Below are 26,120 nucleotides of genomic sequence, written 5' to 3' on the forward strand. Positions count from 1 at the left end.
CTCTACTTTAGAAGCGCCTAAATCAGTCTATTTCGCTCTACTTTAGACGCCGCTTCCGCGCTGCCATCTTGCGACAGCCTTCCTTGCAGTACTCCGCATCGATCCGCTTCCACTGGGGCATGAGGCTGCCGCAGTAGGCGCAGTGCCAGCCCTCGGAGTAGTTCTGCGCCATCTTGCTCGCTCGCTTTGCAATCCGGGTTTTGTTCTGCCACGGGTAATGGGTGAACCCCAACCTCACATGAGGCGGGTTCAGTTCCTCAATCCAGACTGTCGCGTTATCTCTGTCTGTCATACCTTATCCGGGAACAGGCTTTAATATTGTTGGGTTTTCTGATTTTACCGGCAAAAACCCCATCGCCTCATTCAGTTGCCGATCCGCCAGAAGCTGAGCCGCTTCCAATTCATCGGCGGTCATGTTTTCGGTCAGCTTGCCGCCAGCTTTGACAGTATGCATACGGCGTACGAAGTCTGGTGTCGCCTCGCCTTCGTTGGCGTCTATCCATCCAAGGTCGAGGCCGAGTATTCTGGCCCTGCCGGGGCGGGCTTCGATATGCCGGGTCTTCTCATTGAGCCCGTATTGTGGGTGGAACAGGATTTGCATGTCCGACGAGTTGTTGATTTCTGGGTTCATCTGTTTGTTTCCTTTGGTTTCAACGGCTGTCTGTGGGTGCACTTGCACCGTTTCGGTAGGCTGCAAGCGCCAGTTTGATTTCGGCCCACCTTGCGCGGTTGGCATCGGCTTGGCGTGCCCGACCTTCAAGGGTCTTTGCGCCGGTCGACATACCGCCATGTAAGCGACAACGGGTCTTGCCGGGCAGGGGCTCATTCATGCACACGTCGTCTTTTGTCTTAGCTCCGCAAATCCTGGTTTCGCTGGTCATATCGTGCCTCGTGTCTGGACTGGGGAAGGGTGAGCCCCTATTTTGGGGCCATGCGTAGAATGCTTGTGACCTTTGCCATAGTTCTCATATTGCTCTGTAGTCCAATTACGGTTCTGGCTGTCGGCTGGGGATACATGCAGATTTACCATCAGTTCGGTATGGTGCCTTTTGTCATTGCCTGCCTCAGCGGGACTGTGTGCGTGCTAGGGGCTGCTTGGCGCTCTGATACAGTCCAAGAGCAGTAGCACCGGCTACAGCTCGACCAATAATCTGGGCCTGAGCGTCTTTGATGGGCTGACCCTTTAGCGCTTCCCTAACGGCTTTCAGCGCGTCCTGTGCGTCCTTTCCTTTGATGCCGGTGAGGGCTTTGGCGATTTCGGCAAACATTCCACGTTCACGCGCCGACATGCTGCGAGGATCAATTGCCGCGATTGATTGCGTGACCTCGCGCGCTGCATCTAGCGGATTGCCCAGGTTGCCGGTTGTTCTACGAACAAGGCCGGGCGCGGTTTCTTCCGCTACTTGCTCCTGAATGGACTGACGGATTGCGGTCTTAGAGTTCTGAGCAACAGCGGCCCGCAGTTCCAACGCAGTCGCTGAGCGGTCCAGTTCGTTCAGGAGTCGATCCGCACGAGGGCCACCGAGAACAAGGCGCAGTTTCTGGATGTTGGCGCGGCTGGACATCTCCTTGACCAGTTGCATAGCCTCACGGGCATCCGTGTTCGGGTCTGTGATAGTGCGGCGCACATTGGAGAGGTTCTGTTCAATACTCTCCCTAACGCCCTGTCTGATAGCCTGCCGGGCTTCGTTGGACACACGCTGACTCAGAAAGCCTTTCACGTCCTCAACGGTCGTTCCCTTGAAAAGGAGGTTCTTGCCGAGAGCCAAGCCCTCGTCCTGCTGCACCTTGTCGCCACCGAGGCGCAGAGCGCGCCCGTAGAGGGGCACAGCTTGCTTTGTGGCCTCGCGTAGCTCAGAGGCCAGCTTACGGGCTCTCAGGCCTGCTGAGGTGAGCCTACCGAACTGGTCAACAGACTCTCGCGCTATCCCATCAAGCGCCTTCTTGATTTCGTCCAGTTGCTGGACGTTGGGCATTTCCCTGAAGGTCACGCTGCCATCATCGGCAATATCAGCCATGATTTGCAGATTGCGTTGACCGTTGGCTGTCATCGCCTCGTTTGCCTCAGAAATCGCCGCCTTCAAGGTTCGGGGCGGAACGCGGGACAGGACGGACTCAATCTTCCTGCCATGGACCCCCGAATAGTCAATTGGCTTTGCGTAAGCCGAGTCATAGGCCCTCTGTCTTGCAGAGGCAGTGCCCTGCGAGATTTCCTTTGCGGCGGCCTTGATACCCTTGGATTTGCCGAACACGTTGTCCAATACTTGGGGCAGACGTTTCCCAACCAGTGCTGCGCGCCCGTCTGCTGCGTCTCTGGCGGCGTTGAGGGCCTTTCCGCCCGTAGTGGCCGCTGCATCCAACAGCGCGCCTGTAGACGGCCCTGCGTCAGCCAACAGAGCATCCTCACCTAATTGAGCAAGTCTGGTCTGCGCGTCGTCCAGATTGTCGCTCATGATCCCCTGTTTGACGATCCGTGCAGCTTGGGGGGAAATGCCCAGTTCGTCCGCAATAGTTCGAATTTCCAGCCTCTTGATACGTCGTGCTATGTTTACAACCTGTTCGCCAGTAATAGATGCGACGGGGCCAAGGAATGCGGCCAGCGTCCCTCCGATCCCGGCTCCTTTTGCACCTTGTTGAATGCGTTCGCCTTCATTTGCCCGGCCCGAAAAGCTGGAAGCGCCCTCTATGGCACCAACGGGGGCTGCCACTGCTCCGGCACGAACGCCACGGGTTAAGATATTCGCACCTTTTGCAATGAAATCGGCAGCCTTTGCGCCGGTCGCACCAACTGCCAACGGAATGGCTGTAGCAACACCGCCAGTAACATTGAGGGCTGCTGATTGACCGGGGTGCTGACGCTCCATCGCGTCTGACGTCAGGCGCATGTTTTCCGCTGCCGTTGGGCTAACCATTCCGACAGCCTCATCCGCCCATTCACCCACAAACGGGGTACCTTGGACGAACTCCTGCGCCCGGGCAGCAATCGGATTCTCAGAAATGCGCTGCTGGTCAAAGTCCCGCTGCACCAGATCCACAGGCTTCGCGCCCTCCATGATTTCCTGAATGCGGGCTTGGTCAGTTGTAGCAAAGCCGGGTGACGAGAAGGACAGTGTTCCATTCTCTCGCTTGAACACCTTGCCGCCGTCCTCAGTTGTGGCGACAACCTCACCAGACAGTTCCTGCCTGCGCTTGGCAATTCTGTCCCGCATCCCCGCTAAACCGCCTTGCTGGGCCAGCTCTGCACGTCGGTTGGCAATGCGCTGCTGTAGGTCACCATTCATCGGTTCAACTCCTGAAAGCGTCGCTCCAAGGCGTCGAGTTGCGGTCCAGTCATCTTTTCGACTGGCACCATGCTAAGCTGATTGAGGTCCATCTGCATGATTGATTCAGGTGTATAGGACATGGCCGGCTGGCGGCTCAGATAGCTTTGCCAGTCGCCCTCTGGGTTGGCTTTGACGGTGTTCCTGTCTTCCGCGATAAGCGGATTGTCCCGCATGTACTCAGACCAAACCTCCTGTGCACCCTCAAGGCTTCCATGCTTGCGCGCCCAGTTTTCAAAGAATGCGGCACGGGTCTGCGTCCGCGCGGCAGCGGCTTTCATGACCTGAGCAATCGCCGTGTTTCCCTCTCGGGTTTGGCTTAGGTTCGGAACGGCAGCACGGAACATGCCCATTTCCCGATCCGTGATTGCGCCCTTGGTTTTTTCCGTGAAGGTAAGCTGCGCTTCCATGGCCAGGGACTTGAAGGCACCACGCGCGCCACTGTCGCCTGGCAGAAATCCAACTACGTCGTCAACGAACCCATAAACCTGCCCACCGGGACCAGTGTAGCCAACATGCGGAGCCACTGTTTCCAATTGCGTGGCAAGGCTTTCAAGATCCGCCGCAGTACGACCCGCTGCATTCACTTCCTCAAGCGTTGCCGCGTCATCCTTGGACAGTTCCTTTGCCAGTTGACCGCCGTTTCTAGGTGTACCTGTGGTCAAGGGGTTCTGACCCGGCGGCGTGTCACCCTGCCAACCCTGTTGAACTAAGGTGCCGTTAGGTGTTGTGACGCTGAAGCCGGGTGTTTGACTGCGAAGGGGCGTGTTCTGTGGCAGGATACCAGCGTCGATATCGTGTTGAACTTTACCCGGCCCTGAAAGCGGCTTTGGCCCTGCCTGCGCCTCCAAAATCTGCGCCGCCGTCGAAAACCGAGCCAACAGCGCGTCTTTCATACCGAACTGACCCACTAGCTCGGGCTGATTAAATTGCATTGCAATGGCGTCCCATTGCTCAGGGGTTTGTGCCGTTGATGCCGCCTGAACGCCCATACGCACTTGCTCAGCCTCTGCTGCTGCCTGTGCAGCATCGAGAGACGCCGCGTACTCCTGCATTTCCAATTCGAAATGTTGGGCCAGTCGGGTTTCCTGGCGGTTTTGCAGGCCATACGCGCGGTCAGCTTGTGTGCGACGGAAGTCGAAGTCGCGTTGGTCCGTCTGGATGCTGCGTGCGGCCATCGGATCTACACCGGCAAGTGCGTTGAGCGCACCCTGTTCGCCTGATGCAATACCCGGCCCGTGCTGCTGGTAGACGTCCTGCAAGGCATTTTGGGTGCGAATGCGGTTCATTGCGCCCGCCGTGTTCACGGCCTGCGACACGCGCCCCAACATGTTTACAGGCTGTATCTCTGGTAATCTGTTCATTGCATTGTCTCCGGTTCCGGATGGGTGATGGCTGGCATTTGGCTTATCTTCCAAATCTCATGGACCAGTCCAAGCGGGGGCATTCCTGAACGCCCAAGAGCGGCACACAGGTCGGCTTTTGACCTGATGTAGAACTGCCACTCGAAGTGGTTCTTTGTTTGGATTGGGTGAGCCATGTCCTGTAATCTCCTTTTCAACATCCACACGCTCACGCTATCGGCTTCAAAAGCCATGTCTGAGAAGACGACCCGTCATATTCGCGAACCGACACAAGCGAGGCATCGCCCGAAGCGTCTTTGTCCACCGACATGCACATGCCATTCCTGCGATTGATGATGCGATAAAGTCCTCCCCTTTCGCGGGGCTGCTCTAGCGGAACAAGGTGCCATTCGCGGTTGTCAAGGCTTGCGTCACCCAACAAGACGATATTTGCCCCTTCGATACGGGTGTTGTTTTCAACGGCTGCCATGAATGCGCTGTTGTTAAACCGGAACTGGCTGTTGTTCTCGGTCAAGTTCCAAGTTGTTCCCGTTGTTGCCACGTCAGCATATGTCGCTAGCTGCCGTCCCGACGTGACCGCTCCATCCAGTGTTGCCAAGTATCCCCGTGTCTTCATGTTCTGAACGACGTAGTCGCCGTAAGGGGTGGCGCTCGAACCAAGATCCCACAGCTCCGCCAGGGCCATACTGGTATTCATGCGTGCGGCGAAGACCTGCGACCAACTATCGGTGAAGTAGTTGTAGTAGGGTATGTCGCGAGTGTTGTTAGAAATGGTGGTCCCGGCTTCAGAACGCGATCCAGCCCCCTCATAGAACGCCCACCACACACCATTGATTTTGATGACCGACCAGGACCAAACAGCGGCTTCCGCCTGTTTCCCGCCTGCGTCCCGCATGTAAACCGGGTTGCGGTCGTATTCTTCCCAAGTCGAATGGTCCGATTTATGCGCACGCCACACACCTACGGACTCCGGATAATCGTCATGCACCGGGCTGGATGGGACAAAGGCGTAGATGTATGGGTCCTCGTAGACGAGACGGGACGTTACCATTGAGTAACCCGTGAAGGCGTCGCTACCGTCCGGCGTAATCACGCTGTCTACGTAGTCCGTGAACTCTACCCCATCAATTGACTTACGAGCGGCGATTTCAAATCCCTGCGTGGCAGAAGCATTGCCGTGAAGCATCCAAAGCGTTCCATCCACGTCGACACAGCCTGAACCGCCGCCACCGAAGTCCGCGCCAAGAGCCTGGCATGGGCCGTCATCAGTAAAGGTAATTCCGTCAGTGGAACTTGCTGTGTGGTTCCTGAACGGGTTTTCGTCCATGACATTGAAGTACAGCCGGATTTTCCCGCCATAGACCACCGCAGAACAATTTGTCAGGCGTCGGCTTGAGCCTGAAACACCGGATACATCAGTCGGCTCCAACACTACACCGTGCATGGTCCATTTCGATAAATCCCAGGGATCAAATCCAGTGACAGGCTGTGACCAACACCCAATGGAATGATACCCGTTGTCTGTGCCTTCAGGGCCGCGAAAGTACAGAAATACGGTTTCGTTGTAGATGCAGACGCCACTGTTCAAAAGGGACGTACCGAACCAATTTCCGGGATTTATACCGCCCTCTGAAATGAGGGCTTTGTCGGAGGTCTGGAGCCAGCGGATCATATCAATACCCTATGGACATCCAGTTATAGCCTGCGGTGCTCGTAACCCAAGCCGACCCATTCCACTCCTTCGGGTACGCGTCAAAGCCAGTGACAGGGGTGCTGAAGATGCTGACCGCGTAGGGTCCGCCCGTTCCGCGCATCGTTGCGAAGACAGCAAAAACACCCGTTGGAAATGGTTCTGTATATGTTACTGTTCCCTCAACCGTATCAAATCCATATTTGACAATCATCGGATTTGAAGCACCCGACTCTAGCCCGAACTTCCATTGCCCTGGCACACCACGGTCAAAGTCAAACCCAAGAAGTGTCATCGCCTCCTGTGGCGTCAGATCCTTTGGATCAGCGGTAATCGTACTGTTGTTACCCTTAAGGGTATTCGAGGGCATGTTGGCGAGGTTGGCGTTGTCAACGCTGTTGTCGGCATTGGGCAACTTAGCAGCTATCAACTCCATCAGGTCGTCAGAGCTTACTTGTCCGGTCCATCCCGAGGCGGTTTTCTCATATGTCACATCCGGGGAATGGAACATGGTTCCAACCGGGTAAGTCGCGCCGTAGTTGCTAATTGCGTCCAGAAGCAAAGCCGTGCTGGTGAATGTCAGTGTGCCACTGTCCTGCCGAACATTGTCTGCCTCTGCCAACGTCGCGTCAGAAGCGTCCTTGACGACGTACTTGTACAAGCCTGGACTTGCGTAAACCTGCGGAAAGTACCCCGCCGCGTCAGCAACAACAGGCTGTGTGTGGGGCGTGGAAAGAGCCGAGTCCGAATAGGTCACAACGTCGGTTGTGCTACCCGCTTCGTAGACATAAAGCCGCGCCCCGGATACAGGATCGCCGTTGCTGTCCAGTGCGCGTGGCACGGTTTCAAATGTTGACCTGCTCATTGCTTGCCTCAAGTGAGTTTTCTTACAATGAAGGTACTATAATACCCCACATAAAGCAAGAACGAGCCGTGAACATTCGATTGCCTGAGGCAGAAATACACACCTCATAGTGATGCCAAATTTCCCTTTGTTTCCATCATTGCGAAAAGGACGTGACTGTCGGCTATCGAATCTGAACCTGTTCCGGCGAGTACGGAACAATCTGTGGTTTGATGTCGTGTGATCCGGTTCACCGACGTTCGCGGCGGAATCTTCCAAACTACCTACATTGACGAGCTAGCGTTGGTGCATTTGAGAACGCGAGCTTATCTTCTCCCTGAGACTGGGGCGCGCTTGTGGTTGGGCGCGCCCCATTTTTGTCAGCCACGCTTTCGGCTGATAAGCCCATACTTGACGGCCCATGACCGAAAGGAACGCCTTTTGCGTTTGAATTGTTTCACATCTCGTTTCGGCTTCGTACCGCCCTTTCGGTTGAATTCGAACACGTCGATAACCCGCTCAGCACAACCGCACGCTTCGCCCATGCCAACTTTGGCAAAGTAGAACTTCTCGAAACTTTCCGGGTTTTGCATAGTGAACCTCTTGCCCAAGCGAATTCCGCAGAAAGACAGATAACAGTTGGAGTGGATTTGTGCGAGTTCAGCCACTCTGAGTCATTGCTTGCCGTAGAACAGATGCCGCACGAGCGTTGATAGTCATCGCTGCGGTTTGTCCGAAGTCCCTTGCCGCCTGATCGAGACAGGGAAAAAGAGACAGTATCTCTCTTTGCTGCGGATCAGAAAGCGCTCTAACTGATAGGTGCTCCAGAAAGAAACTCTCGGTCAATGCCCCGTTCGACCTCACGATGTGGTGGCAATCAAACATGAAATGAGTGTACTGCACGGTCTCTTGTTCCCGTATTCTTACTCCGGCTAGTCCGCAGAGGTGTTTTGCGGCAACGAGAACTTCAGGTTGGCCGAACAGCAGTTCAGCTTTCGAGGACTTTATCAGAACCCTGTGCTGCTGAGACAGGACAAGTTCGGTGCTGTTGCCCAGAACTCCAGGATCGATGACGACAGGAGCGAACGCCCCTGAACCTCGGACTGTAGTGCTTCCGACCCATCTGACAGGCTGAAAGCCATCATCTTTGGTCCATACTTTTTCACCCAGAGTCAATTTTTGAACCGGTACAGCACCCGACGCGGTTTTGATTAGTGTTCCTTCGCCGAAACAAGGAATGAAGTTCGAATAGGGGGAAGAGCCCAGGTTCGAACCTCCGACTTTTTCGTAAGAGGTGCCATTCTGGAGAGGCGCCGAAGTCGCGTACCCCCAGACATCCGAGAACACACCACCCTGAGAAAACACATAAATCGTGATTTCAGGACCAACCAAGTTGCCGTCTTCGTCCAGGGCACGCACGTTGATGAGGGACTCCGCCTCAACTTGAGTGCCATTGGCGACGATTCCACCACCATCTGTGATAACGTGATTTGAGGGATCATCGTCGTTAAACACATTTACATCAAAAGTATCATCCAGAGTAACGGTGGTTCCGGTGCCGGAGGAGTACTCGTAAACAGTTCCGTTAGGAGTATCTGAGTTGTTGATAATTGGCCCGCCAATGATTGATCCATTGGAACTCTCCGTGACGATTAGGCTCGAACTATCCTGAGCAAAGAGACTGCGTAACACCATAAAAAATCACCGACCCTATACCACGGCTACTTCGAACCCTTTTGGCAAGTGAAATGCATCGTATTTTGATTGCATTCCGACCTAACCCATCGAGTTGGGACAGTTGCGGGTCTTGTTCTTCTTTTCAAGATGTACGTAGTCCGTTGCGTTCAACTTTGAGTGTTCGAACAGCTCACATTCACCTACACGAGCGCTTCGGATTTAACCACTCATTAACCATCCTTTGAGCAAGGTCATACGACAGATTCATGGAGTGGACCTAGCTATGAAGGCTCAGATTCTCGACCAGCTCAAAAAGGTCATTGCCAGGGACAAAAAACGGTTCGGCAAACTGGTCAAACACGATGGGCAGAGCGGGTTTTCAGAAGATGCGATAAAAGGCCTGGAGGATCTGGAAGCGCGAATACCGCCACCTGATGCAATCATTGAGCCAGCGCATCCACCATCTTACGTGAACCGCTCCCGGCTTTCGCCGGAAAACGCTGCCGGTGGTGGTTTGGTCAAAGGCGACGACGGAGCCAAACGACCGCACTACTGGGGCCATCGTGAGCGTCTGAGAACGCGCTTCCTCGCAGGTGGCCACGAGCCGATGCCGGAATACGAATTGTTGGAGCTGTTGTTGTTCAACGCCATCCAACGGATTGACGTAAAGCCTTTGGCAAAACGCCTGCTGGCGGAATTCGGAGACCTAAACGGCGTTATTGCCGCATCCAAGCACCGTATCCTTCAGGTCGAAGGCGCAAACGATTGGGTCTACTACCATCTCCGAGTGGTTGAGGCCTTCGGGCACAGGATGGCTCAAGCTCAAGTCATGAAGCGGGATGTGGTGTCGTCATGGGATGACCTTGTGACTTATTGTCGTACCGCAATGGCCCACCGGGAAGTGGAACAGTTTCGCGTCATTTTCCTCGACAGAAAGAACGTACTGATTGCTGATGAAGAACAGGCCAGAGGCACAGTTGACCACGTACCAGTATATCCGCGAGAGATTGTGAAACGTTCCTTGGAACTGAATGCCAGTTCGCTGATCCTTGTTCACAATCACCCGTCAGGTGACCCGACACCCAGTAAGTCGGACATCCTCATGACAGAGCGCATTCAGGATGCCTGTGACACAATGGGTATTTTGATCCATGACCACGTCATTATTGGGAAGAAGGAAGAGTATTCCTTTGTCTCGAACGGGTTGCTAACTAGGCTTCAGCCGCATACGTGATTGGCTAACTTGTCTTGGAACACTTTCGACTGATGAAGCGCTTTGTTTGCCTGATTGCCTTTCTGACCGCCTGCAACTCTGACGGGATTGTGTCCTCCGACATCTACGTCCGAGATGCGGATACGATTGTCCTCAATGGAAAGAAGGGAATACCTGTACGATTTCAAGGCGTCGATGCACCCGAGACGGAAACACCAGAGGGTCTGGTTAGCAAGCAGTGGATGATAGACTACCTTCAGGGCAAAACCGTGCAATGCGAACTGACAGGCGAGATGAACGGGGACCGCCATATCGGGACGTGCTTCGTTGACGGTGAAAACCTGAGTGCCGCTGTCATAGCCGCAGGACATGCCTTGGACTGCCAGAAATTCAGTGGTGGAAGGTACAGCCACTTAGAGACCCCAGAGGCCAAATCACGGTTCAAACGGGCTGGGTATTGTAGATAGGTTTATCTCCAACCGAACGACCTCGAGTGGTCAAGCACAGTTTTCGTTCTAGATATGCAAAACCGTCATTTGACGGGTTTATTAGAAGGATTGTGTGGGCCATTAATTGTAGGTGAGTTTTAGGTGTGGAGAGATACTGGATTATTGATTTCAAGGCATATGCGTTCGATTCCGAAGACCAGGCGCGCGAGTTTCAAGAGAAGTTAATGGACGCTTTCTCCGCGATTTTGGAGGCCGAAGACTTTAGGGCCTCAAGCAGTGTGCGGGAAGAAATCGGCGTGATCGATTGAGCCAAAGATGCACCTCCTATTCCTCAAATGTAAAAAAGTGCGACCACATCAGCGAAACCTGATTCACGGTACCACCATTTTGATTTGGATTAGTCCGTCAGTTCCGGGGCTGGCGGGCTTTTTTCTTTGTTATTGTGGTAGGTCCCAATGACTTTCAGTGCTTTGTTGTAGTTTTCCCATGTGTCCGCATGAAGATGTTCGCTGATATTCCTGTGTGTGAAAACAAGAAACAGATAGTGGCCGTCTTCGCTCAGAAATTCATTGAGTAGCGCAAAAGCCATTATCACTGCATCAAACCTACGGTCAGTTGCTCCGAAAAGAATGGGCTCTAAATCACGTGATAGGTTCGCGGACTGCATTGATCTGAGGGCAGTATGGATTTCGCTGCAACCCAATTCCAAGTAGGCACGTTTTGGCTGCCCTAATAGTCGCGACAATGCAATCATCGTGCTTGCAGAATCTTTTTCAGCCAGGTTCGCCACTTTTTCAATTGCTTCTTCGGCTTCTCTAACCAGCGATGGTTTTGCGGCAAGTTTTTTTAACCTTTGGGTCTTTGTTTCAACTCGGTCGATAAGCTTGAATATCCGATCCTCTAAACCTCGCTTCTCCAACTCCTGCTTTGTCAGTTCATTTAGTGCTTGCTGGGCTACGAAGGTTTCTTGAGCTAGTTTTCTCTCAGCTTTGACTTCAGAGAGTTCTTTCCGCTGATACCGCATCGTCAACCACAGTCCGAGGTACGCAGCGCCGGTGAAAATTGAAGTGACAAATCCAAACGCATCTCCGAACTGCCCGCTTCCCCAACCCCAGTTGCCCGTCTCAGAAGCATAGAAGTTGGCCATCGTGAGGGTGCCTATCAACAAGAAAAGTCCACCCGCGCCAAGTATCGCGAATAGGGTTGTGAGGACTTGGTCGGCGAATTCACTTCTGTTGGATTTGTTTTCGTCTTTCTTTGGTTCTTCTGACATGGTGGCCGTCTCAAACAACATACAAAACAAATAGAAGTCTTAGTCTACTTCAGAGTATCTGACTTTTCACCCTCTCCAAACTGCACAATCCGCATGGCGTCTGAGTTAAGCGGTTCCAGCAGTTCGAACGCCTCGTCTGCGCTTCCATCCATCCACTGTTCATAGTCGTCCGGCTTGAGGATCACAGGCATCCTTTGCGGATGTATGGGCTTCACAATCTCATTCGCGGTAGTCGTGATGACGGTATAGGTCTCGGCTTCCTCTGGCCCTTCCTTGCCGTTGTATCGGGACGTCTGCCACATACCAGCAAAGGCAAAAGGTGGACGGTCCTCCGCACCCTTGAGTGCGAACCAATAGTACGTCGCTGGATTTCGTCCCTTTGCCTCACAGAACGAACTGGCAGGCACCAGACAGCGCCGATCCTCGAAGCTTCCTTTCCACAGCCCACTTGAGCGCACCTTGTCGTCTCTGGCGTTGTTCCACGCGCCGGGCTGGATGATTGCGCCTGTCTTCTTCGACTTCTTGGTGGTGCGAAAGCCCCAGCTCAGCGGTACCAGTTCCCGCGCGCCGTCCTCGTCTTTTCGGACAACTGGGGCCATATGCTTGGGGTAGATAGCGGGAAGGGGTTCAGAATTTCCCAGCCTGTTGCGCTCAGCCGCCACATCAAACAACTGGCGCATTGCGTCGGCAGGAATCGTGTTTGAATACAGATTGCACATGAACCCAAAGCTACGCGCCCATATTCGCTTGGACAAGCTTCTGATGTTCGCTAGATGTTCGCCATGTCCGAATGGCCTTACCGAATCCCGTTTGACCTACACAAAGAGCTTGAGTCCCGCGCTTTGACCGACTGGGAAGCAGCTTTGCGTGCTTGGGCGAAGACGCACCGACTGAGACTCAAGTTGCAGTGGTGGCCTTCGCTTGAGCACCAGATAAGCGAACTACACGCCAGACGTTACACTGCGGGTACGCAGGACCATTGGGCGGCAATACGAGAATGGTTATTGCGGAACGATGTCGATGCGCCGGAAGGCTTAATATCGTGGCCAGAGCAAGGGTCGTAAACTGCGAAAGGGACTGGCCGAGGGGGTCGATGCCAGTCCCTTTACAAAGAGCAAGTGGTAGTGTGTGTTCGTGAGTTTAGCTTGCCACATAACCCAAAATGCGGGTATCCGGGAAACCCCGTAATGATAGAAATAGCCGCGAAACAGTCTGTTTCCAGAGGCTGAACAGACAGTTTCCCGGAGATTCGTGGACACAAATTTGTCTCAATGCGATATTCTTACTGTGGGTGGCACGTCTGTATTTTAGCACGTATTGGTTTATGGCCTTAACAAGAGGGGGTCACGAGTGAGGGGTGCCACCCCGCATCAATCGTTAAATACTTGCGAAATACGGGATTTGTGCGTCCAGAGTCGCTTGGATATTCCACCAGAGGGTCTCAATTGCTTAATGTCACGACGCTAGAGGTAATTTGCGGCGCGCCTTGAGGGGGTTAAAGATTTCAATGAGGGGGTACGAGTTCGGCGCGCCGCACCCAACCTCGCCGTTGTCTGACGTCCATTGCTGCTGCTGAGCACGGTCCAAATCTAGGATCATCTAGTCAGGCGATATTCTGAGTCTGCGTCGCTCTGGTCTTCTGATTGCTATTGCCTGAGTGCCTCACACGCTTTTTCCATAGCCAGTATGGCATTCTCAACCACAATGGCGATTTCGGGATTGGCCTGCACCCAAGGGAGGTCGCCAACATTTGATTTGAAGCACTCCGTTAGGATATTTGCCGAACACAGGGCCTCGTCTGCTGTTTTTCCAATCATACGAATTCTCCTAAACAAGATTTGTCATCTCAGTTGGTTTCGTGACTCCACTTTTGATTGCGATTTTTTGCCAATGGTTTGCGAAATCCGGTCATTGTGCCGTGAATCTTAGACAAGCAAACCTAATTGCCGCGTTCCAGCAGTCGATCCATCGCGCGAGCTATACAGACCATTTTGTTGATTGTTTTGCGCGTTTTCTGCGCTTCTCGATTGCGCATGCCATGTATCGAGGCAGGGTTGTCCTCACCTGAGCCGTCGGAACGCGCGCTCCCTGCATCATGCAATCAGTCCAACCTTTTGCAGCCGGGGGTTACAGAGTTCCAGATTTTACCATGCAAACAAACCCCTAATTCTCTGTCCGACAGTTCGTTGTTTCGATAGGGTCTGGATGCAGTCACTTTAGGTTTAGGAGACATCGAATTGAGAAAAATCGCGCTGATTGCGTTCCTGTTGCCCGCTCCGCTGGTGGCAAATCCTTTAGCGACCGACGAACTCAATACGTTTCGTAAAAGTCAAGGTCTTCAAGAGGTAATCTATAGTCGGAAGTTGGAGAAAGCCGCCAAATCCCATGCCGATGACATGGTGAAGAAGGGTTTCTTTTCACACACCGGCTCCGATGGGTCAGACGTGGCGAAACGGGTACGAAGGGCGGGCTATGATTGGTGTTTCGTTGCTGAGAACATCGCCAAGGGACAGAACGGTTTGGACGCCGTGATGACGGCTTGGGCGCAATCTCCGGGACACCGTGCCAATATGCTGTCAAGAAAGGCCAAGGAGTTCGCGCTGTATGAGGCGGCTGATCGTACATGGGTGATGGTCTTGGCTGCGCCGTGCTAGAGGCTCCAGCAACTCTCGCTCTAGCTGGTCCGCAATATGACAGACTGAATGTCGGCGTCTGTCAGTTCTTTATTTCTGTACAATTTGAGCGCCAACTTCGAGCTACTTGAGGCCACGATGCACTGAAGGTCTTCATCGCTGAGTTCTTCCGCTCGGTAGTTGCCCAGCCCTTTTGCTTCGACATAAGCATGGTACGCGCGTTGGCAAAATTCGCCTTGGCTTTCGTTGTCGACCTTACGTAATTCACCGCCATGACCAGAAACTATAGCCCACTCACTTTCTTCGTCATCGAACTCCACAAAAATCGGTGGAAGGCTGGTGTTGCCGGGTGCATGTTTGGTTTCCAACTTCTTTAGCCGGTTTTTAATCGCCATTGCTTTCGCTCCTCACTTCTCGATCCGCGACCGCATAGGCTGCCACCAGCTCTTCCGCATTCATGTCCTCGGTGAGTTTTCCACCCGCTCTGATGGCATGGACGCGCCGCCTGAAATGAATTTCGGTCTCACCATCTTCGGGCTCTATAAGTTCGAATCCGAGGCCACGGATACTCGCCGGTCCAAGCGACTTTTCGATAATTCTAGTGGTTTCCTCTGTGCCCTCCTTAATGCCGTAAATCTGAAAGAAAGCGATTATTGGTGTTTCGACGTTCGGAGACCGGGCCTCTAGCTTACGCACTCTGCGTTCTCTGCTCATTGGGCATTCTCCAGAATAGCCGTGAATAGCTCTCCGACTGCTCCTTCGCTCCGGGCATATTCAGCGCACTTCTCGGCGACGTCATCACTCACACGACCATCTAGTGCCAAAGCTGCGATGGTCGCCGGTGAGGCGGATTTGATTGCTTCTGAAAGTGGTGTTTCCCTCAGCCTCTCAGCAACCTCGATAAGATGCTTAGAAAGATCCTCAGTTGCTCCAAACTGCGTTGAGCTTTTGAGTTTGAGCTTGCCTTCAATGGCCTTCAGCCTGTGTTCCAGCCTCATCTGACCGCCTCCAATGCTGCGATACGTTGCTCCAATTCGGTCGTCTCCAGCACCCGCCTGTACTGCTCTACGAGCCCCATGACGGTCGCACCTTCCAATGGGGTTATCTCACCGTCGGAAACCGCCTTCAGTACCGCCTGCGAGGCTTTTGAGGCCTCTCCGGCGGTACTGATAGGCGGAAGCTCAAAGTTGACTGGCGCGTCCTTTCTGGTGGGCGCTATCCGTTCCAGGCAGAGGCGCAAAGCTGTGCTGTCACCTGCTAAAGCCATCTCAACCGCCTTTTGAGTGATTTGCTCAGATTGTCCTTCAAGCAGTTCCTCTACTGCCCGTGTGACCCTGTGACGGGTTCCTCTGGGCTTGCCGGGGTTGCCGGTGGCAAATGTGCCGTCCGGGTTTCTTTCATCCGTATTGCTGCCGTTATTACGGTCATCATCACTGCTCATGCTGCAAAGCCTCCTCGTTCGCAAAGACGGTATCCGCTCAGTGTTCGTTCATTCCGGACATGCAATTCATCAGGTTCATCATGCCAGCCGGAAAACAGGTTCTCACCGAACCGCCACTTGATTTTGTGCTCGTGACAGACTGACCAATGCACCCTGCCAACATTCAGGTTCACGCCGGGCGATCCGCAAATCGGGCATGCTTCGAATTCGCTCTGAAAACCATTCATCTCAGTCTCGTCCATTGCTCGTTCCTCGTTGTGACCGTTGGTGCAGAAGGTGTCCGTTTCCCCCAGACCCCCTGGTAGATTAAGGATGTCATCACTATTGGGACGAGAGACCTGCCGAAATGGGGTGTTCTCGGCATAATTTTTGGGACGGGCCGTCATCATTTTTGTGCCGCCTCTGCTGTCCCCGGCACAAATTTTACGACGGTGCCGTCACGGTTTTGATGTCGGGGTTTTTCTTTTCCGTTGGTCCCTTTGGGATTGTGAGTCGGGGCTTTCACAACCGGGAAATCCGCGCCGTTAGACCACTGCTTGTAAAGCCTGCGACCACTGTTCCCATTCGCCGTTGGCAAAGAAATCTCCGTAAGCTCGAACTGCGGAGAAGACGCTACTCCACTATCGCCCAGTTTGGGGGGCTGGGTGACAGCGATAAAACCCTTGGCCTGTAATTCGCGAAAGGCATTCGAAGTTGTGTTGCGTGTCACACCAAGACACTCTGCGGCCTGCCGGACACTCATGCTAATCCTACCGTTGTTGTTGTTGTCCGGGCCTTTCCATTCCAGCTTGAGCCATGGGTACAGCGCCTGCGCGGTTGATGAGAGGGCCCGCCAAGCGGGCTCCTCCATCATGTTTCGCGCCATCTTGGTCCAATGTTCGCCGCGTTTCTCGTTTCGCTTGTCACGCCCCATCAGTCGCCCCCGTCCTGCGCCATCTCAGTCAGTGCGCGCCGAATGTCGGGGAGGAGGGCGGCGTTGAACGCCACCCCCTTTCGTGTCGGGTGCTTTTCTCCGTCCTTCGCTAGATACCAGACGCGGAGATTGACAACGTCGTGGCCCATGTACTCTCCACGGGATACGTGGATTTCCTCCTGAGCATTTTTCTGAACCACAACACTCATGACCGGCGCTCCCCAAAGTGGAGAGCGGCGATAAGACGAGCTGCGGCCTCAGAGAGACCATGCTTGCGACGAAGGACGGAGACTTGGAGGTCAGCGGTTCTCATGCTGCCACCTCGTTCGCCCGGATCAGCTCAACTTTGCTGACGAGAATGTAGATGCCATATTTCTGGCGTCCGGTGTCTGCATCGCCCCGATACATCTTGCATTCGATGTTTACGCCGTCATCGCGCCGCAGGGGCAACACCTGGTCAGACAGGCGGCAGTAGCTTGCAGCATAGAGAGGCGACCGCATCAGCCCCTCAAGGACTTGGCGCTTGTGTTTGGATGCGTAGACTTCGCGCGGCTCCTGACCCGGATCAGTGACACGATAGAGTGCCGGAGCCGTCAGATTGGGAAGGTCTGTCCAGCGATACACACGAAGTGCGTTGGCGGGGGGGATTTCCTGCTCTTGGGTTTTAAGTAGGGTAGTCATGTCCGCATTTCCTTTCAGGTTGAAAGGCAGCGGGTTTCGGACTATTCTTTCGATGCTAACCTAAAGAATTGACCTCTGCCCGTGCCTGTTGCGGGTGGGGGTTTTCTTTTAGGCGGCGCTCGGTTCGACGCGCTGCTCATTCAACCATTTGATGATATCTGCGCCGGAATAGAGAATGCGGCTACCAGACTTGATGTATGCCGGGCCTTTTCCCTCATGCCGCCACTGCGCAAGTGTTTGCTTTTTCGCGATGCGGCGGTCTTCCAATTCCTGCGGGGTGTGCAGTTGGTTCGGTTCGATATTCATTTTCCTGCTCCAATTGCTTGGGGTGTTGGATATCTTAAGACACCCCAATGAAGCCTGAAATATTGTTGTAAATCAATTATATAAGCGGTGGAAACTTCGGTGGAAACTAGTCGCCTTTTTCACCGGACTTTTCACCGACATTTTCACCGCGCTTGTTTGCATCCTCACACACAGCTTTCAGAACCTCGTCCATGTTCTGCTTGATTGTTGAGTGCCCAATCGGGTCTCCATTCGGCTTACGATGCCTGGACACAACGTAATGGGCGAGGCTGTCAGGATTGGTTCCCGGCGGGATATTGCCCTGAACCAACTCGGAATAAAGGTCCGCCTCAATCACGGAATAGTCTGCAGCCGGGGGCCTACCCTTTTTCCTTTTGGCGATTTTCCCGCCTTTAGTTCCAATGAATGCGAAATCTCCGCGCTGCTGCCCGTTGATTGACGATGCAGGCACCAACGATTTAAGTTCAAGCGCGTCAGAGGTCTTGACGCGCGCACTCAGGTATTCAGGGTCACCTTCTACAATGTTCCCTATCCAGCATGTGTTATAGTTGACGGCGCTCGGGCCTATTGCTTCGAACGGCACATGGTCTGTAATTTGGACAGGTATGTACTTGCTGGCACCCGATTGCTCCGCGCGTTCAAGGGCGGCGTCAACAGCCAACTGCCATGCCAACGAGTTCACACCCTGCAAGCTAAGGCTCTCGGATTTTATTGCTCCGAACGCCACGCCCCAAGCATCCGCGAGTCGCGCCTCGGACTTTGATTTGATTTCCTCAAAGAGTGGCAGCGCAGCCTTGGCCCTTTCGATCAGTTCAGGAAACAACTGCTGGGACCGTTCTTTTATTTCCTGCCTAATGAAAGGGTCCGATTCTATGTGTTGTAGCAATCTGGCCGTGTCTTCTGCGTAGTTGATGCTACCTCTACATGCCCGATATGCGTTCTCATACTCTACCGGATCATTTCCCAGTGATTGCACCTCTGAGGCGCTAAAGTGTAGGTAGGGCTTAGCGTATAGGTGGCAGACATCATTGTATTCTACCTGTGCGCCGACCTCGTCAAAAAAGCGATGGTCGGCGTATCCGGGTTCATTCACTTCAAATTGGTAGTGAATCTCTGGCACCCTGCCGAACGCAACCCACTCGACCAACTCAGACAGGAAACAGTATTCGGGTAGTTGGATTTCCTTGAAGTAACGCATTTCAGGCTTTGCCTCCCTGCATCGGGACAACGTTGCTGAGTTGGCTATTGGCTGGGATAGTCGCGGCAAGAACCTCAAGTGCCTCGCGCTTCTCGTCGCGATATGTCGCGCGGTCATAGATGGCCGTCACGCTGCTATCCGTATGGCCGAGAACGCGTTCTACAATGAACCGATTTGCTTTCCCGGCTTCATTGCCCGTGGTCATCAGAGTCGCCGCTGTACGTCTGATGTCGTGATATCGCCAATCTGAGGTTTCTGAATTCTTCTGCAGGACCGCCTTTAGTTTCGATCCGGGCCAGATGGGTTTTTCGCCGGTCGTGGTAAAGACATAATCGCCGCGCCGCTTAACACTGGCAATCAGTGTGGCCAGTGCCTTGGATAGCGGAACCTCATGTGCCATGGCGCTGGCGGTGCGTGTGGCTTTTACCTTTTCCTTTGGAATTATCCATATATCGCCATGAATTTCGTCATAACGCATTTGTGCGACGTTGCTGATCCGCTGAGCGCTGAGCATCAGCGCTTGAGTGAAGGGGCCGAACGGGTAGGGCATATCGCGCGCAGTCGTATAGAGTGCCGCCCATTCATCGGATGAAAGAACTCGGTCCCGAGATCCGGCTTTCGCACCCACTTTGAGCTTTTCCCAAGGGTTGCTTTTTATCATCTGTTCTTCGGCGCACCATGCAAGAAAGGGGCGCAGATAGCTGACTACCGCTCCGGCCCGGATCGGGGATGATTTCTTGCTGACGTAAGTCCGCAGGTCTTGGCCATGGTAAAAGGAAAGGTCGGTCGCCCGAATGTGTCCGATACGGTCTTTTGCCCAGACATCCCAAACAGATTGGATGTCGTGCCATGTTCGCAATTCATTTTCACGCGCAGTTTTGTAAGCGTCAAACAGGTCGGATACAGTTTTGACGCTGTTGTCGGTGCGCATGGTGTGGGCGCGCTCTTTGGCTTCCTCTGCCAGCTTGCGGGCCCGCTTGACGCTGATGTTGGGGAATGTGCCGACGCGCTCACGCTGCCGTCGTTTGCCGCGCTGTATGATTACTTCCCAAACCTTCTGCCCGCGCTTGCCAACGCGCAGAACCAACCCGCGCACAATTTCATCCCGAACCTCATAACCCTTGTCCTTGGGCTTGAGGTCTGCTGCTTTTCGCTCGTTCAGTCGAAGTTTCATTTTTTGTGCGTTCTTTGTGCGTTTTGTGCGTTTGACAGCGATATCTCTGAATATACCGGCATGCCTAAACTCTGCAATTCCATAAGGATAGATATATATGGATATCGCAGGATATTTAAAACCCACGAACTCCAAAACCGTAGGTCGCGGGTTCGAACCCTGCTGCCCCTGCCATCCAATCCTTTGCAAGTGTTTTGGTGTTCGCCACTCTGTACGATGCGTTGCTGGCGCAAAAACTATTGCTCCGTCGATTGATCGAAGGCACCGTTGCGATTCAGTTTGGAGAGGGCACTTTGCGGGATTGCGAACCCTGCTGACCCGAAAGATTGTATCGGGTGCTCTGGGCAACCAGAAAACTCGGCGCGCTGTCATGGATATGTTGCTGGAGCAGGACATCAAGTTTTTCAGGCATCTTGGTGATCATGCCATCGTCTACTTTCCGAATGACGCAATCGGTCGGTCCTTGTCAGAACACGGTGAGTTCGCGCGACAATCCGTCAGAGACCTACATGCTATTCTTGAAGAACGCGGAGTCTACAAAACGGGGATGACGATCCTTGAGGTGGGTGCCAATATCGGAACGCACACCATCTATTTCTTTCAGGACCTTCGATGCAGCACCGTCATCGCGATTGAGCCTGACCCAGACAATCTATCACTCCTGCACCAAAACATTATCCTGAACGGGTTGGCCGAAAACGTCACAACATTGGCTGTCGCCGCCTCGGATCACACTGGCACAGCCGAGTTTACCCGGGACCTGTTCAATCGGGGAGGCTCTCGCCTGGGGGCGAAACGGACGGCCGGCAAATCGAGAGAGAGTTTCTCGGTGGACATTGTTCGAATAGACGACCTGTTGAAACGCGAAACAGTGCCTGAAGAAGAAATCGGACTGGTCTGGATGGATGTGGAAGGTCATGAGTTGGCGGCACTGAAGGGGATGACGCGCCTGATCTCGAAATACAAACCCCCGATTTTCTTTGAATATACGCCGAACGGCCAAATGCGCGGACAGCAGGACCTTGGCGATCTGCTGTACGGAAACTACAAAGATGTTTACGTCCATTCAAATGGATTTCGGCCCCTCTCACGAGACGAGTTTGCGACCATAACAAAACAGGTTGATTTGCTGGTCATCTAGTTCGGGCGGCGCGATCGCGCATGACCAAACCACAGGCCAGTCGGACAGGGCTTTCCGACACCGAACCCGGCTTTCCTCTGCCGGATGAATGGCCTAATGTCCCCGCAGATCACCAACACCAAAAAGAGGGTACATGTCGCGCTTTGACGGATATTTTCTGCGGCAATTGCTGGTGCTGTTTGGCTTTTTCACACTTGTTCTGGTGGGGGTCTTCTGGATTACCCGTTCGGTCAGCTTGTTTGACCGGGTGATCAGCGGAGGCCAGTCAGCAATTGTGTTTTTGGAATTTACCGCGCTGACGCTTCCGACCTTGATCCGTACCGTGATGCCGATGGCGGTATTTGCCGCCGCCGTCTACGCCACGAACCGCCTGAGCCGCGAAAGCGAACTGACTGTGATGCTTGCAACGGGGACCAGCCCATGGCGTCTGGCGCGCGCCGTGGTGCTGTTCGGGCTTGTAACCGGAATGATGATGGCGGCCGTAAGTGTTTTTCTGCGCCCGGCGTCTGTGGAACAACTTGAGATTCGGCAGGCGGAGGTTGCAGGCGACGTGACAGCGCAATTGCTGAACGAAGGCGAATTCTTGCACCCCGCGTCCGGTGTGACTGTTTACATCGGGCAGATTGATCTGGACGGAACCTTGCATGAGGTCTTCGTCTCGGACCGGCGCGACCCGGCCAATTCGGTCAGCTACTCCAGTGCGACGGCCTATCTGGTGAACAACATCACCGGTATCCATCTGGTCATGTTGGATGGCGTTGCGCTGCGGCTGGATCAACAGGGGCGGACCCTGTCTTCGACCCTGTTCAAAGACGCATCTTACGACATTTCCGAACTGACCAGTACCAGCAGCATGACCAAACGCAGTCTCGAAGCGATTCCGACGATCGAGTTGATTCAAGATCGGGATGCGATCACTTCTACCGAAGGGTACACGATGGGCGAACTGGTCGAGGAATTGCACCAACGCTTCTCATGGATTGCGATTTGTATCGCCGTGGGTTTGGTCGGGTACGCGACCTTGATGCTGGGCAGTTTTTCGCGGTTTGGGCTGTGGCCCCAAATCCTGGTGGCATTCACCATACTGGTGCTGCTTGAAGGTGTTCGTGGCTTTGTCTCACCCGTTGTAGAAGCCGATCCTAGCCTGTGGATGGTGCTGTATGTCCCCGCAATACTGGGTATTTTGTTGTCCTGTCTGTTTCTGGCTATGGCTGGTCGTCCGGTTCTGCGCCGCAAGGCACACGACACCGCGATGGTGTCGGCCACATGAGGTCAGGCACGCAGGCTGTTCAGGCAGTCCAGAATGTCACCGAGACCCGAATTGTCGGGCCGGGCAACAAGATACAAGGGCAGCAGCAGGTCACCGGCCTTGGCGACTGGGGTCAGCGCGCCTGACGAAAGATGAACTTCAATCAGGTAGCCCGGGAAATACCCCCGTCCGCCTCTTTTCAAGATGTAGCGGAGCGCCATGATGCAGTTTCCAAGAAACACCGTTTGCCCCGCCGCCTGTTGCGCCGTCGCACGCACATGGTCCTGATAGGCGGCCCCCAGCTCGAGATTGACGAAAACGGGGGTGTCTGGGAACTGGCCTGTCGTTTCAACCAAAACTAGACGTTCTGGGGGCAGGGACTCAAAAACGATACGACGGTCCGTGGGTTTCTCATGGGTCAGAGCCGCATCCAGCACATGGGTTGCGACGGCATCGATCATGTCCAGATCATGATCGTAGTTCAGTGTCAGCAGAAGCTGTCCAAAGCGCCGTTCGAATTCCACGGCAAGATCAACCAGCAAAGGATCCCACACGCTGAGTTGCGCACCCAGCCTTAGCGCCGGACGGGTCTGGCTTTGCGTCGGCAAATCGGTTGAAGCAAACAACCATAGCGAGATCATTTGTTCGGCATAGGGTCGGAATTGGCGTCCGAAGTCGGTCAGGGTGGTGCCTCCCGCACCTCTGGAAAACAGGGGTTTCCCGGTCGTCTCCTCAATCAGGCGTATCCGCGCGCTGACAGCCGTTTGAGTGATGTTCAGCTTGCGCGCGGCGGCATGAAACCCGCCGGTTTCAGCCACGCACAGAAACGTTTCAAGTGCTTTGATCTGCATAGTGAAAGTATTTTTTGATCAACCCGATAAAATCAATTCATTTTTTAGGGTGGCCAGTTTTCAGTATCGTATTGGTGATCAGGACAGAGGACATGCCATGCTGGATAAAAGCCACAAGCCCACCTGGACCAGTTTCGAAGAGGCGACCAAAGCCGACTGGGACGCCGTACTTGAATATGAAGAGGCGTATAACGCGGCCTTGCCGGATCGTATCCTTGATGCCATCCGCTCGTTGGATGAAGACTGGACGCCCTATCCGGTCAATCGCTATCAGCACAGCCTTCAGGCCGCGACCCGTGCCTATGAGGACGGTGCCGATGAAGAGCTGGTTGTGGCCGCCCTGATCCATGACACCGGCGATATCCTGTCACCCTATAACCATGGTGAGCTGTCGGCGGCGATGATGAAGCCCTATGTCAGCGAGAAAACCCATTGGATCCTCAAGCACCACTGCGTGTTTCAGGGCTACTACTACAACCACCATCTGGGCGGGGACCGAAACGCCCGCGACAAGTACCGCGACAGTCCCTACTGGGAGGACTGCCGCTATTTCTGTCACGAATACGATCAGAAGGCGTTTGATCCGGATTACCCGACCAAACCGTTGGAGTTCTTTGAACCGTTGCTGCGCCGCGTCCTAGGCCGCGGTGAGGGGCATATGGAGCTGAACGAAACCGCCGAAGGCTAGCAAGCGGCCATCAGGCGATAGACGATCTGCGCGGCGGTGAAATCCCAGGCGGCATTGCCGTCCGGGGCCAGCTCCACCACATCGAACCCCACGCATTTGCGCCCTCGAAGGGCATTCTCAACCAGTTGCAGCGCCTGATAATAGCCCAGGCCGCCGGGCACCGGGGTGCCGGTGGCGGGCATCTGCGACGGGTCTAGCCCGTCGACGTCAAAGCTGACATAGACCAGTTCGGGGAAATCCTCGGGCAGGTCGACCGCGTGGATGCTGCCGGTCACTAGGTCTTCAGCGTCGACGTGGAACACGTTGTTCCTTACCCGGCTCTGCGCCTCTTCGGTGGAAAAGGCCCGAACGCCGAACTGGGCCAGTCGAATGCCTTCTTGGGCCAGCAGGTGCATGACCGAGGCATGGCTGTGCTTTTCGCCCTGATAGGCATCGCGCAGGTCCGCATGGGCGTCGATCTGGACGATCCCGATCGGTTGGTCCAACGCGCGCGCCACGCCCATCACCGCGCCGTAGCTGAGCGAATGTTCACCGCCCAGAGTGACCGGCACCTTGCCCGCGCGAATGGCGGCCTCGGTGCGCTGGGCCAGGCGTTCCATCACCTCGGGCAGCGGGCCATCACAGTCTAAGGGGGCTTCGGTGAAGATGCCCTTGACGCAAGGCTCGGCTTGGCCGGTGATGCGCTCCAGCTCATTGCTGGCCTCGATGATGGCTTCGGGGCCTTTCGCGGTGCCTGATCCATAAGAGACGGTGCGCTCCAACGGCACCGGGATCACGCGAAACCTTGCGTCTTCGGTTCGTTCCGATGCGGTCAGTTCACTGTCGAGGAAAACGCTCATGAGAGCCTCTCTTTAAAGTCGTCATAGGTGAATTGTTTGATGAGTTTCAGTGCGTCGGTTTCGCTGTTCCACAGGGCGATGGTGGGCAAGGGGACACCGTTGAACGTGTTGGTCTTGACCATCGAATAATGCGCCTGATCGAGGAAGGCAAAGCGCTGGCCGATCCGCAGCGGTTTATCCCACGTGTAATCGCCGATCACGTCACCCGCCAGACAGGAGGGGCCGCCCAGACGGTAGGTATGGCCTGCCTTAGCCTCGTCCATCAGGGCAGGGCGATAGGGGGCTTCGATCACGTCGGGCATGTGGCATGTGGCCGAGATATCGGTAATAGCAAGCGCCATGCCATTGGTCGGCAGGTCGAGGATTTCGCCCACCAGAATGCCCGCATCCAGAGCGACGGCCTCACCGGGTTCAATATAGATGTCGACGCCATGGGTTTCGCGGATTTCCCTGATGAAGGCGATCAGCCCCTCGCGATCATAGTCGTCGCGGGTGATATGGTGGCCACCGCCGAAGTTCAGCCATTTGAGCTGACCCAGGAACGGTTTTAGCTTTGGCGCGACCGCCTCCCATGTGCGTTGCAAGGGCTCGAACCCCTGTTCGCAGAGCGTGTGCATATGCAGGCCATCTACGCCATTCAGCGTTTCAGCCGTCAGCTGACTGACGGGGGTGCCGAGGCGTGAGCAGGGCGCGCAGGGGTCATATTTGGGGATTTCGCCTTCGGAATGTTCGGGATTTATGCGCAGGCCAACCTGTACTTTGGCGGCTTGGGCTTTGGCCAGAAACCGGTCCTTTTGCGCGGGCGAGTTGAAGATGATGTGGTCGGACAGTGACAGGATCTCGTCGATGTCAGCGTCTTTGTACCCGGCGCAGTAAGTGGCGACCTCACCGCCATATTCTTCACGACCCAGACGCGCCTCATAGATACCGCTGGCGCAGGTGCCGCCGAGGTGTTGGCGGACCAAAGGGGCCAGCGAGAACATCGAAAACGCTTTGAGCGCGCTGAGGACATGGGCACCGGACCTGCTGCCGACATCTGACAGGATCGCCAGATTGCGCGCGACGGCCGCTTCATCGATCACAAAGCACGGGGTCGGCACGCGACTGAGGTCGAAATTGCGGAACGCACCGGCATCGCCTGCTTGGGTGGTCATCATGTCGGACATATCAGGCGTC

The 26,120-nt window shown here is 54.5% G+C and carries 32 protein-coding genes; 7 read left to right on the plus strand and 25 right to left on the minus strand.

The features are described 5' to 3' along the window. Positions 1-37: 37 nt before the first annotated feature. The 8 genes from ACR0L4_RS07585 to ACR0L4_RS07620 form a co-directional block, all read right to left on the minus strand. Entirely contained in the window at positions 38-292 is a 255-nt protein-coding gene (locus ACR0L4_RS07585) for a hypothetical protein (RefSeq protein ID WP_480511845.1), read from the minus strand. Between the two features lie 3 nt (positions 293-295). Then, positions 296-631 (minus strand): hypothetical protein, encoded by a 336-nt coding sequence (locus ACR0L4_RS07590; RefSeq protein ID WP_480511847.1) that lies wholly within the window; start codon positions 629-631, stop codon positions 296-298. Between the two features lie 19 nt (positions 632-650). Next, entirely contained in the window at positions 651-881 is a 231-nt protein-coding gene (locus ACR0L4_RS07595) for an HGGxSTG domain-containing protein (RefSeq protein WP_480511849.1), read from the minus strand. A gap of 183 nt (positions 882-1,064) precedes the next feature. Beyond that, positions 1,065-3,281 carry a hypothetical protein gene (locus ACR0L4_RS07600; RefSeq protein WP_480511851.1) on the minus strand — a complete coding sequence of 739 codons (2,217 nt, stop codon included), beginning with the start codon at positions 3,279-3,281 and terminating at the stop codon, positions 1,065-1,067. Further along, complete coding sequence (locus ACR0L4_RS07605) at positions 3,278-4,684, minus strand: hypothetical protein (RefSeq protein ID WP_480511853.1); 1,407 nt, start codon at positions 4,682-4,684, stop codon at positions 3,278-3,280. Before ACR0L4_RS07605 ends, ACR0L4_RS07600 begins: the two co-directional genes overlap by 4 nt. A gap of 208 nt (positions 4,685-4,892) precedes the next feature. Continuing rightward, positions 4,893-6,356 (minus strand): hypothetical protein, encoded by a 1,464-nt coding sequence (locus ACR0L4_RS07610; RefSeq protein WP_480511855.1) that lies wholly within the window; start codon positions 6,354-6,356, stop codon positions 4,893-4,895. Position 6,357: 1 nt separating this feature from the next. Further along, on the minus strand, positions 6,358-7,239 hold the full coding sequence (locus ACR0L4_RS07615) for a hypothetical protein (protein ID WP_480511857.1): 882 nt from the start codon (positions 7,237-7,239) through the stop codon (positions 6,358-6,360). A 639-nt stretch (positions 7,240-7,878) separates the two neighbouring features. Then, positions 7,879-8,913 (minus strand): Hint domain-containing protein, encoded by a 1,035-nt coding sequence (locus ACR0L4_RS07620; RefSeq protein WP_480511859.1) that lies wholly within the window; start codon positions 8,911-8,913, stop codon positions 7,879-7,881. Between the two features lie 265 nt (positions 8,914-9,178). On the opposite strand from ACR0L4_RS07620, the gene radC reads away from it, so the two are divergent. The 3 genes from radC (at position 9,179) to ACR0L4_RS07635 (ending at position 10,865) form a co-directional block, all read left to right on the plus strand. Further along, positions 9,179-10,129 (plus strand): RadC family protein, encoded by a 951-nt coding sequence (gene radC / locus ACR0L4_RS07625; protein WP_480511861.1) that lies wholly within the window; start codon positions 9,179-9,181, stop codon positions 10,127-10,129. A gap of 32 nt (positions 10,130-10,161) precedes the next feature. After that, positions 10,162-10,575: a thermonuclease family protein gene (locus ACR0L4_RS07630; RefSeq protein ID WP_480511863.1), complete on the plus strand. Its 414-nt coding sequence runs from the start codon at positions 10,162-10,164 to the stop codon at positions 10,573-10,575. A gap of 125 nt (positions 10,576-10,700) precedes the next feature. Continuing rightward, positions 10,701-10,865 carry a hypothetical protein gene (locus tag ACR0L4_RS07635; RefSeq protein ID WP_480511865.1) on the plus strand — a complete coding sequence of 55 codons (165 nt, stop codon included), beginning with the start codon at positions 10,701-10,703 and terminating at the stop codon, positions 10,863-10,865. An 89-nt stretch (positions 10,866-10,954) separates the two neighbouring features. Here the strand turns inward: ACR0L4_RS07635 and ACR0L4_RS07640 are convergent, their stop codons facing one another. The 3 genes from ACR0L4_RS07640 to ACR0L4_RS07650 all read right to left on the minus strand — a co-directional run bounded on the left by ACR0L4_RS07640 (position 10,955) and on the right by ACR0L4_RS07650 (position 13,647). Further along, positions 10,955-11,830 (minus strand): hypothetical protein, encoded by an 876-nt coding sequence (locus tag ACR0L4_RS07640; RefSeq protein ID WP_480511867.1) that lies wholly within the window; start codon positions 11,828-11,830, stop codon positions 10,955-10,957. Between the two features lie 44 nt (positions 11,831-11,874). After that, positions 11,875-12,549: an SOS response-associated peptidase gene (locus ACR0L4_RS07645; protein ID WP_480512341.1), complete on the minus strand. Its 675-nt coding sequence runs from the start codon at positions 12,547-12,549 to the stop codon at positions 11,875-11,877. 927 nt (positions 12,550-13,476) lie between these two features. Next, entirely contained in the window at positions 13,477-13,647 is a 171-nt protein-coding gene (locus tag ACR0L4_RS07650) for a hypothetical protein (protein ID WP_480511869.1), read from the minus strand. Between the two features lie 420 nt (positions 13,648-14,067). Between ACR0L4_RS07650 and ACR0L4_RS07655 the strand changes: the two genes are divergently transcribed. Continuing rightward, positions 14,068-14,484 (plus strand): CAP domain-containing protein, encoded by a 417-nt coding sequence (locus tag ACR0L4_RS07655; protein ID WP_480511871.1) that lies wholly within the window; start codon positions 14,068-14,070, stop codon positions 14,482-14,484. 20 nt (positions 14,485-14,504) lie between these two features. On the opposite strand, the gene ACR0L4_RS07660 is transcribed toward ACR0L4_RS07655, so the two are convergent. The 11 genes from ACR0L4_RS07660 to ACR0L4_RS07710 all read right to left on the minus strand — a co-directional run bounded on the left by ACR0L4_RS07660 (position 14,505) and on the right by ACR0L4_RS07710 (position 20,176). Continuing rightward, positions 14,505-14,858, minus strand: coding sequence for a hypothetical protein (locus ACR0L4_RS07660; RefSeq protein ID WP_480511873.1), 354 nt, complete (start codon positions 14,856-14,858; stop codon positions 14,505-14,507). Beyond that, positions 14,848-15,177: a hypothetical protein gene (locus ACR0L4_RS07665; RefSeq protein WP_480511875.1), complete on the minus strand. Its 330-nt coding sequence runs from the start codon at positions 15,175-15,177 to the stop codon at positions 14,848-14,850. Before ACR0L4_RS07665 ends, ACR0L4_RS07660 begins: the two co-directional genes overlap by 11 nt. Then, entirely contained in the window at positions 15,174-15,461 is a 288-nt protein-coding gene (locus ACR0L4_RS07670) for a hypothetical protein (RefSeq protein WP_480511877.1), read from the minus strand. Before ACR0L4_RS07670 ends, ACR0L4_RS07665 begins: the two co-directional genes overlap by 4 nt. Then, the gene (locus tag ACR0L4_RS07675; RefSeq protein ID WP_480511879.1) at positions 15,458-15,904 is read right to left on the minus strand and encodes a DUF5681 domain-containing protein; all 447 of its coding nucleotides are present in this window, start codon (positions 15,902-15,904) and stop codon (positions 15,458-15,460) included. Before ACR0L4_RS07675 ends, ACR0L4_RS07670 begins: the two co-directional genes overlap by 4 nt. Continuing rightward, the gene (locus tag ACR0L4_RS07680) at positions 15,901-16,146 is read right to left on the minus strand and encodes a hypothetical protein (protein WP_480511881.1); all 246 of its coding nucleotides are present in this window, start codon (positions 16,144-16,146) and stop codon (positions 15,901-15,903) included. Before ACR0L4_RS07680 ends, ACR0L4_RS07675 begins: the two co-directional genes overlap by 4 nt. A gap of 143 nt (positions 16,147-16,289) precedes the next feature. Then, positions 16,290-16,817 carry a hypothetical protein gene (locus tag ACR0L4_RS07685; protein WP_480511883.1) on the minus strand — a complete coding sequence of 176 codons (528 nt, stop codon included), beginning with the start codon at positions 16,815-16,817 and terminating at the stop codon, positions 16,290-16,292. Beyond that, positions 16,817-17,026 carry a transcriptional coactivator p15/PC4 family protein gene (locus ACR0L4_RS07690; protein WP_480511885.1) on the minus strand — a complete coding sequence of 70 codons (210 nt, stop codon included), beginning with the start codon at positions 17,024-17,026 and terminating at the stop codon, positions 16,817-16,819. The genes ACR0L4_RS07685 and ACR0L4_RS07690 overlap by 1 nt, the downstream gene beginning before the upstream one ends. 100 nt (positions 17,027-17,126) lie before the next feature. Beyond that, complete coding sequence (locus ACR0L4_RS07695) at positions 17,127-17,498, minus strand: hypothetical protein (RefSeq protein WP_480511887.1); 372 nt, start codon at positions 17,496-17,498, stop codon at positions 17,127-17,129. A gap of 108 nt (positions 17,499-17,606) precedes the next feature. Next, positions 17,607-17,804, minus strand: coding sequence for a helix-turn-helix transcriptional regulator (locus ACR0L4_RS07700; protein ID WP_480511889.1), 198 nt, complete (start codon positions 17,802-17,804; stop codon positions 17,607-17,609). Positions 17,805-17,910: 106 nt separating this feature from the next. Further along, the gene (locus ACR0L4_RS07705) at positions 17,911-19,002 is read right to left on the minus strand and encodes a hypothetical protein (RefSeq protein WP_480511891.1); all 1,092 of its coding nucleotides are present in this window, start codon (positions 19,000-19,002) and stop codon (positions 17,911-17,913) included. A 1-nt stretch (position 19,003) separates the two neighbouring features. Next, on the minus strand, positions 19,004-20,176 hold the full coding sequence (locus tag ACR0L4_RS07710; protein ID WP_480511893.1) for a tyrosine-type recombinase/integrase: 1,173 nt from the start codon (positions 20,174-20,176) through the stop codon (positions 19,004-19,006). A 370-nt stretch (positions 20,177-20,546) separates the two neighbouring features. Here ACR0L4_RS07710 and ACR0L4_RS07715 point away from each other — a divergent pair, with 370 nt between their 5' ends. After that, positions 20,547-21,317 carry an FkbM family methyltransferase gene (locus tag ACR0L4_RS07715; RefSeq protein ID WP_480511895.1) on the plus strand — a complete coding sequence of 257 codons (771 nt, stop codon included), beginning with the start codon at positions 20,547-20,549 and terminating at the stop codon, positions 21,315-21,317. Between the two features lie 133 nt (positions 21,318-21,450). Beyond that, positions 21,451-22,587, plus strand: a complete 1,137-nt coding sequence (gene lptF / locus ACR0L4_RS07720; protein ID WP_480511897.1) for an LPS export ABC transporter permease LptF — start codon at positions 21,451-21,453, stop codon at positions 22,585-22,587. Between the two features lie 2 nt (positions 22,588-22,589). Here the strand turns inward: lptF and ACR0L4_RS07725 are convergent, their stop codons facing one another. After that, positions 22,590-23,417: a LysR family transcriptional regulator gene (locus ACR0L4_RS07725; protein ID WP_480511899.1), complete on the minus strand. Its 828-nt coding sequence runs from the start codon at positions 23,415-23,417 to the stop codon at positions 22,590-22,592. 97 nt (positions 23,418-23,514) lie between these two features. Between ACR0L4_RS07725 and ACR0L4_RS07730 the strand changes: the two genes are divergently transcribed. Next, entirely contained in the window at positions 23,515-24,105 is a 591-nt protein-coding gene (locus ACR0L4_RS07730) for an HD domain-containing protein (RefSeq protein WP_480511901.1), read from the plus strand. Here the strand turns inward: ACR0L4_RS07730 and speB are convergent. Together speB and nspC are read right to left on the minus strand one after the other, a co-directional pair. Continuing rightward, complete coding sequence (gene speB / locus ACR0L4_RS07735) at positions 24,102-24,944, minus strand: agmatinase (RefSeq protein WP_480511903.1); 843 nt, start codon at positions 24,942-24,944, stop codon at positions 24,102-24,104. The genes ACR0L4_RS07730 and speB overlap by 4 nt on opposite strands. Further along, the gene (gene nspC / locus ACR0L4_RS07740; RefSeq protein WP_480511905.1) at positions 24,941-26,110 is read right to left on the minus strand and encodes a carboxynorspermidine decarboxylase; all 1,170 of its coding nucleotides are present in this window, start codon (positions 26,108-26,110) and stop codon (positions 24,941-24,943) included. The genes speB and nspC overlap by 4 nt, the downstream gene beginning before the upstream one ends. Between the last annotated feature and the right edge of the window lie 10 nt (positions 26,111-26,120).

The sequence above is a fragment of the Ruegeria sp. AB5 genome, assembly GCF_056542645.1.

Bases quoted from the DNA above. Each gene is read 5' to 3' on its own strand.
- ACR0L4_RS07585 (WP_480511845.1), bottom strand. From the start codon at position 292: ATGACAGACAGAGATAACGCGACAGTCTGGATTGAGGAACTGAACCCG.
- ACR0L4_RS07590 (WP_480511847.1), bottom strand. From the start codon at position 631: ATGAACCCAGAAATCAACAACTCGTCGGACATGCAAATCCTGTTCCAC.
- ACR0L4_RS07595 (WP_480511849.1), bottom strand. From the start codon at position 881: ATGACCAGCGAAACCAGGATTTGCGGAGCTAAGACAAAAGACGACGTG.
- ACR0L4_RS07600 (WP_480511851.1), bottom strand. From the start codon at position 3,281: ATGAATGGTGACCTACAGCAGCGCATTGCCAACCGACGTGCAGAGCTG.
- ACR0L4_RS07605 (WP_480511853.1), bottom strand. From the start codon at position 4,684: ATGAACAGATTACCAGAGATACAGCCTGTAAACATGTTGGGGCGCGTG.
- ACR0L4_RS07610 (WP_480511855.1), bottom strand. From the start codon at position 6,356: ATGATCCGCTGGCTCCAGACCTCCGACAAAGCCCTCATTTCAGAGGGC.
- ACR0L4_RS07615 (WP_480511857.1), bottom strand. From the start codon at position 7,239: ATGAGCAGGTCAACATTTGAAACCGTGCCACGCGCACTGGACAGCAAC.
- ACR0L4_RS07620 (WP_480511859.1), bottom strand. From the start codon at position 8,913: ATGGTGTTACGCAGTCTCTTTGCTCAGGATAGTTCGAGCCTAATCGTC.
- radC (WP_480511861.1), top strand. From the start codon at position 9,179: ATGAAGGCTCAGATTCTCGACCAGCTCAAAAAGGTCATTGCCAGGGAC.
- ACR0L4_RS07630 (WP_480511863.1), top strand. From the start codon at position 10,162: ATGAAGCGCTTTGTTTGCCTGATTGCCTTTCTGACCGCCTGCAACTCT.
- ACR0L4_RS07640 (WP_480511867.1), bottom strand. From the start codon at position 11,830: ATGTCAGAAGAACCAAAGAAAGACGAAAACAAATCCAACAGAAGTGAA.
- ACR0L4_RS07645 (WP_480512341.1), bottom strand. From the start codon at position 12,549: ATGTGCAATCTGTATTCAAACACGATTCCTGCCGACGCAATGCGCCAG.
- ACR0L4_RS07650 (WP_480511869.1), bottom strand. From the start codon at position 13,647: ATGATTGGAAAAACAGCAGACGAGGCCCTGTGTTCGGCAAATATCCTA.
- ACR0L4_RS07660 (WP_480511873.1), bottom strand. From the start codon at position 14,858: ATGGCGATTAAAAACCGGCTAAAGAAGTTGGAAACCAAACATGCACCC.
- ACR0L4_RS07665 (WP_480511875.1), bottom strand. From the start codon at position 15,177: ATGAGCAGAGAACGCAGAGTGCGTAAGCTAGAGGCCCGGTCTCCGAAC.
- ACR0L4_RS07670 (WP_480511877.1), bottom strand. From the start codon at position 15,461: ATGAGGCTGGAACACAGGCTGAAGGCCATTGAAGGCAAGCTCAAACTC.
- ACR0L4_RS07675 (WP_480511879.1), bottom strand. From the start codon at position 15,904: ATGAGCAGTGATGATGACCGTAATAACGGCAGCAATACGGATGAAAGA.
- ACR0L4_RS07680 (WP_480511881.1), bottom strand. From the start codon at position 16,146: ATGGACGAGACTGAGATGAATGGTTTTCAGAGCGAATTCGAAGCATGC.
- ACR0L4_RS07685 (WP_480511883.1), bottom strand. From the start codon at position 16,817: ATGGGGCGTGACAAGCGAAACGAGAAACGCGGCGAACATTGGACCAAG.
- ACR0L4_RS07690 (WP_480511885.1), bottom strand. From the start codon at position 17,026: ATGAGTGTTGTGGTTCAGAAAAATGCTCAGGAGGAAATCCACGTATCC.
- ACR0L4_RS07695 (WP_480511887.1), bottom strand. From the start codon at position 17,498: ATGACTACCCTACTTAAAACCCAAGAGCAGGAAATCCCCCCCGCCAAC.
- ACR0L4_RS07700 (WP_480511889.1), bottom strand. From the start codon at position 17,804: ATGAATATCGAACCGAACCAACTGCACACCCCGCAGGAATTGGAAGAC.
- ACR0L4_RS07705 (WP_480511891.1), bottom strand. From the start codon at position 19,002: ATGCGTTACTTCAAGGAAATCCAACTACCCGAATACTGTTTCCTGTCT.
- ACR0L4_RS07710 (WP_480511893.1), bottom strand. From the start codon at position 20,176: ATGAAACTTCGACTGAACGAGCGAAAAGCAGCAGACCTCAAGCCCAAG.
- ACR0L4_RS07715 (WP_480511895.1), top strand. From the start codon at position 20,547: ATGGATATGTTGCTGGAGCAGGACATCAAGTTTTTCAGGCATCTTGGT.
- lptF (WP_480511897.1), top strand. From the start codon at position 21,451: ATGTCGCGCTTTGACGGATATTTTCTGCGGCAATTGCTGGTGCTGTTT.
- ACR0L4_RS07725 (WP_480511899.1), bottom strand. From the start codon at position 23,417: ATGCAGATCAAAGCACTTGAAACGTTTCTGTGCGTGGCTGAAACCGGC.
- ACR0L4_RS07730 (WP_480511901.1), top strand. From the start codon at position 23,515: ATGCTGGATAAAAGCCACAAGCCCACCTGGACCAGTTTCGAAGAGGCG.
- speB (WP_480511903.1), bottom strand. From the start codon at position 24,944: ATGAGCGTTTTCCTCGACAGTGAACTGACCGCATCGGAACGAACCGAA.
- nspC (WP_480511905.1), bottom strand. From the start codon at position 26,110: ATGTCCGACATGATGACCACCCAAGCAGGCGATGCCGGTGCGTTCCGC.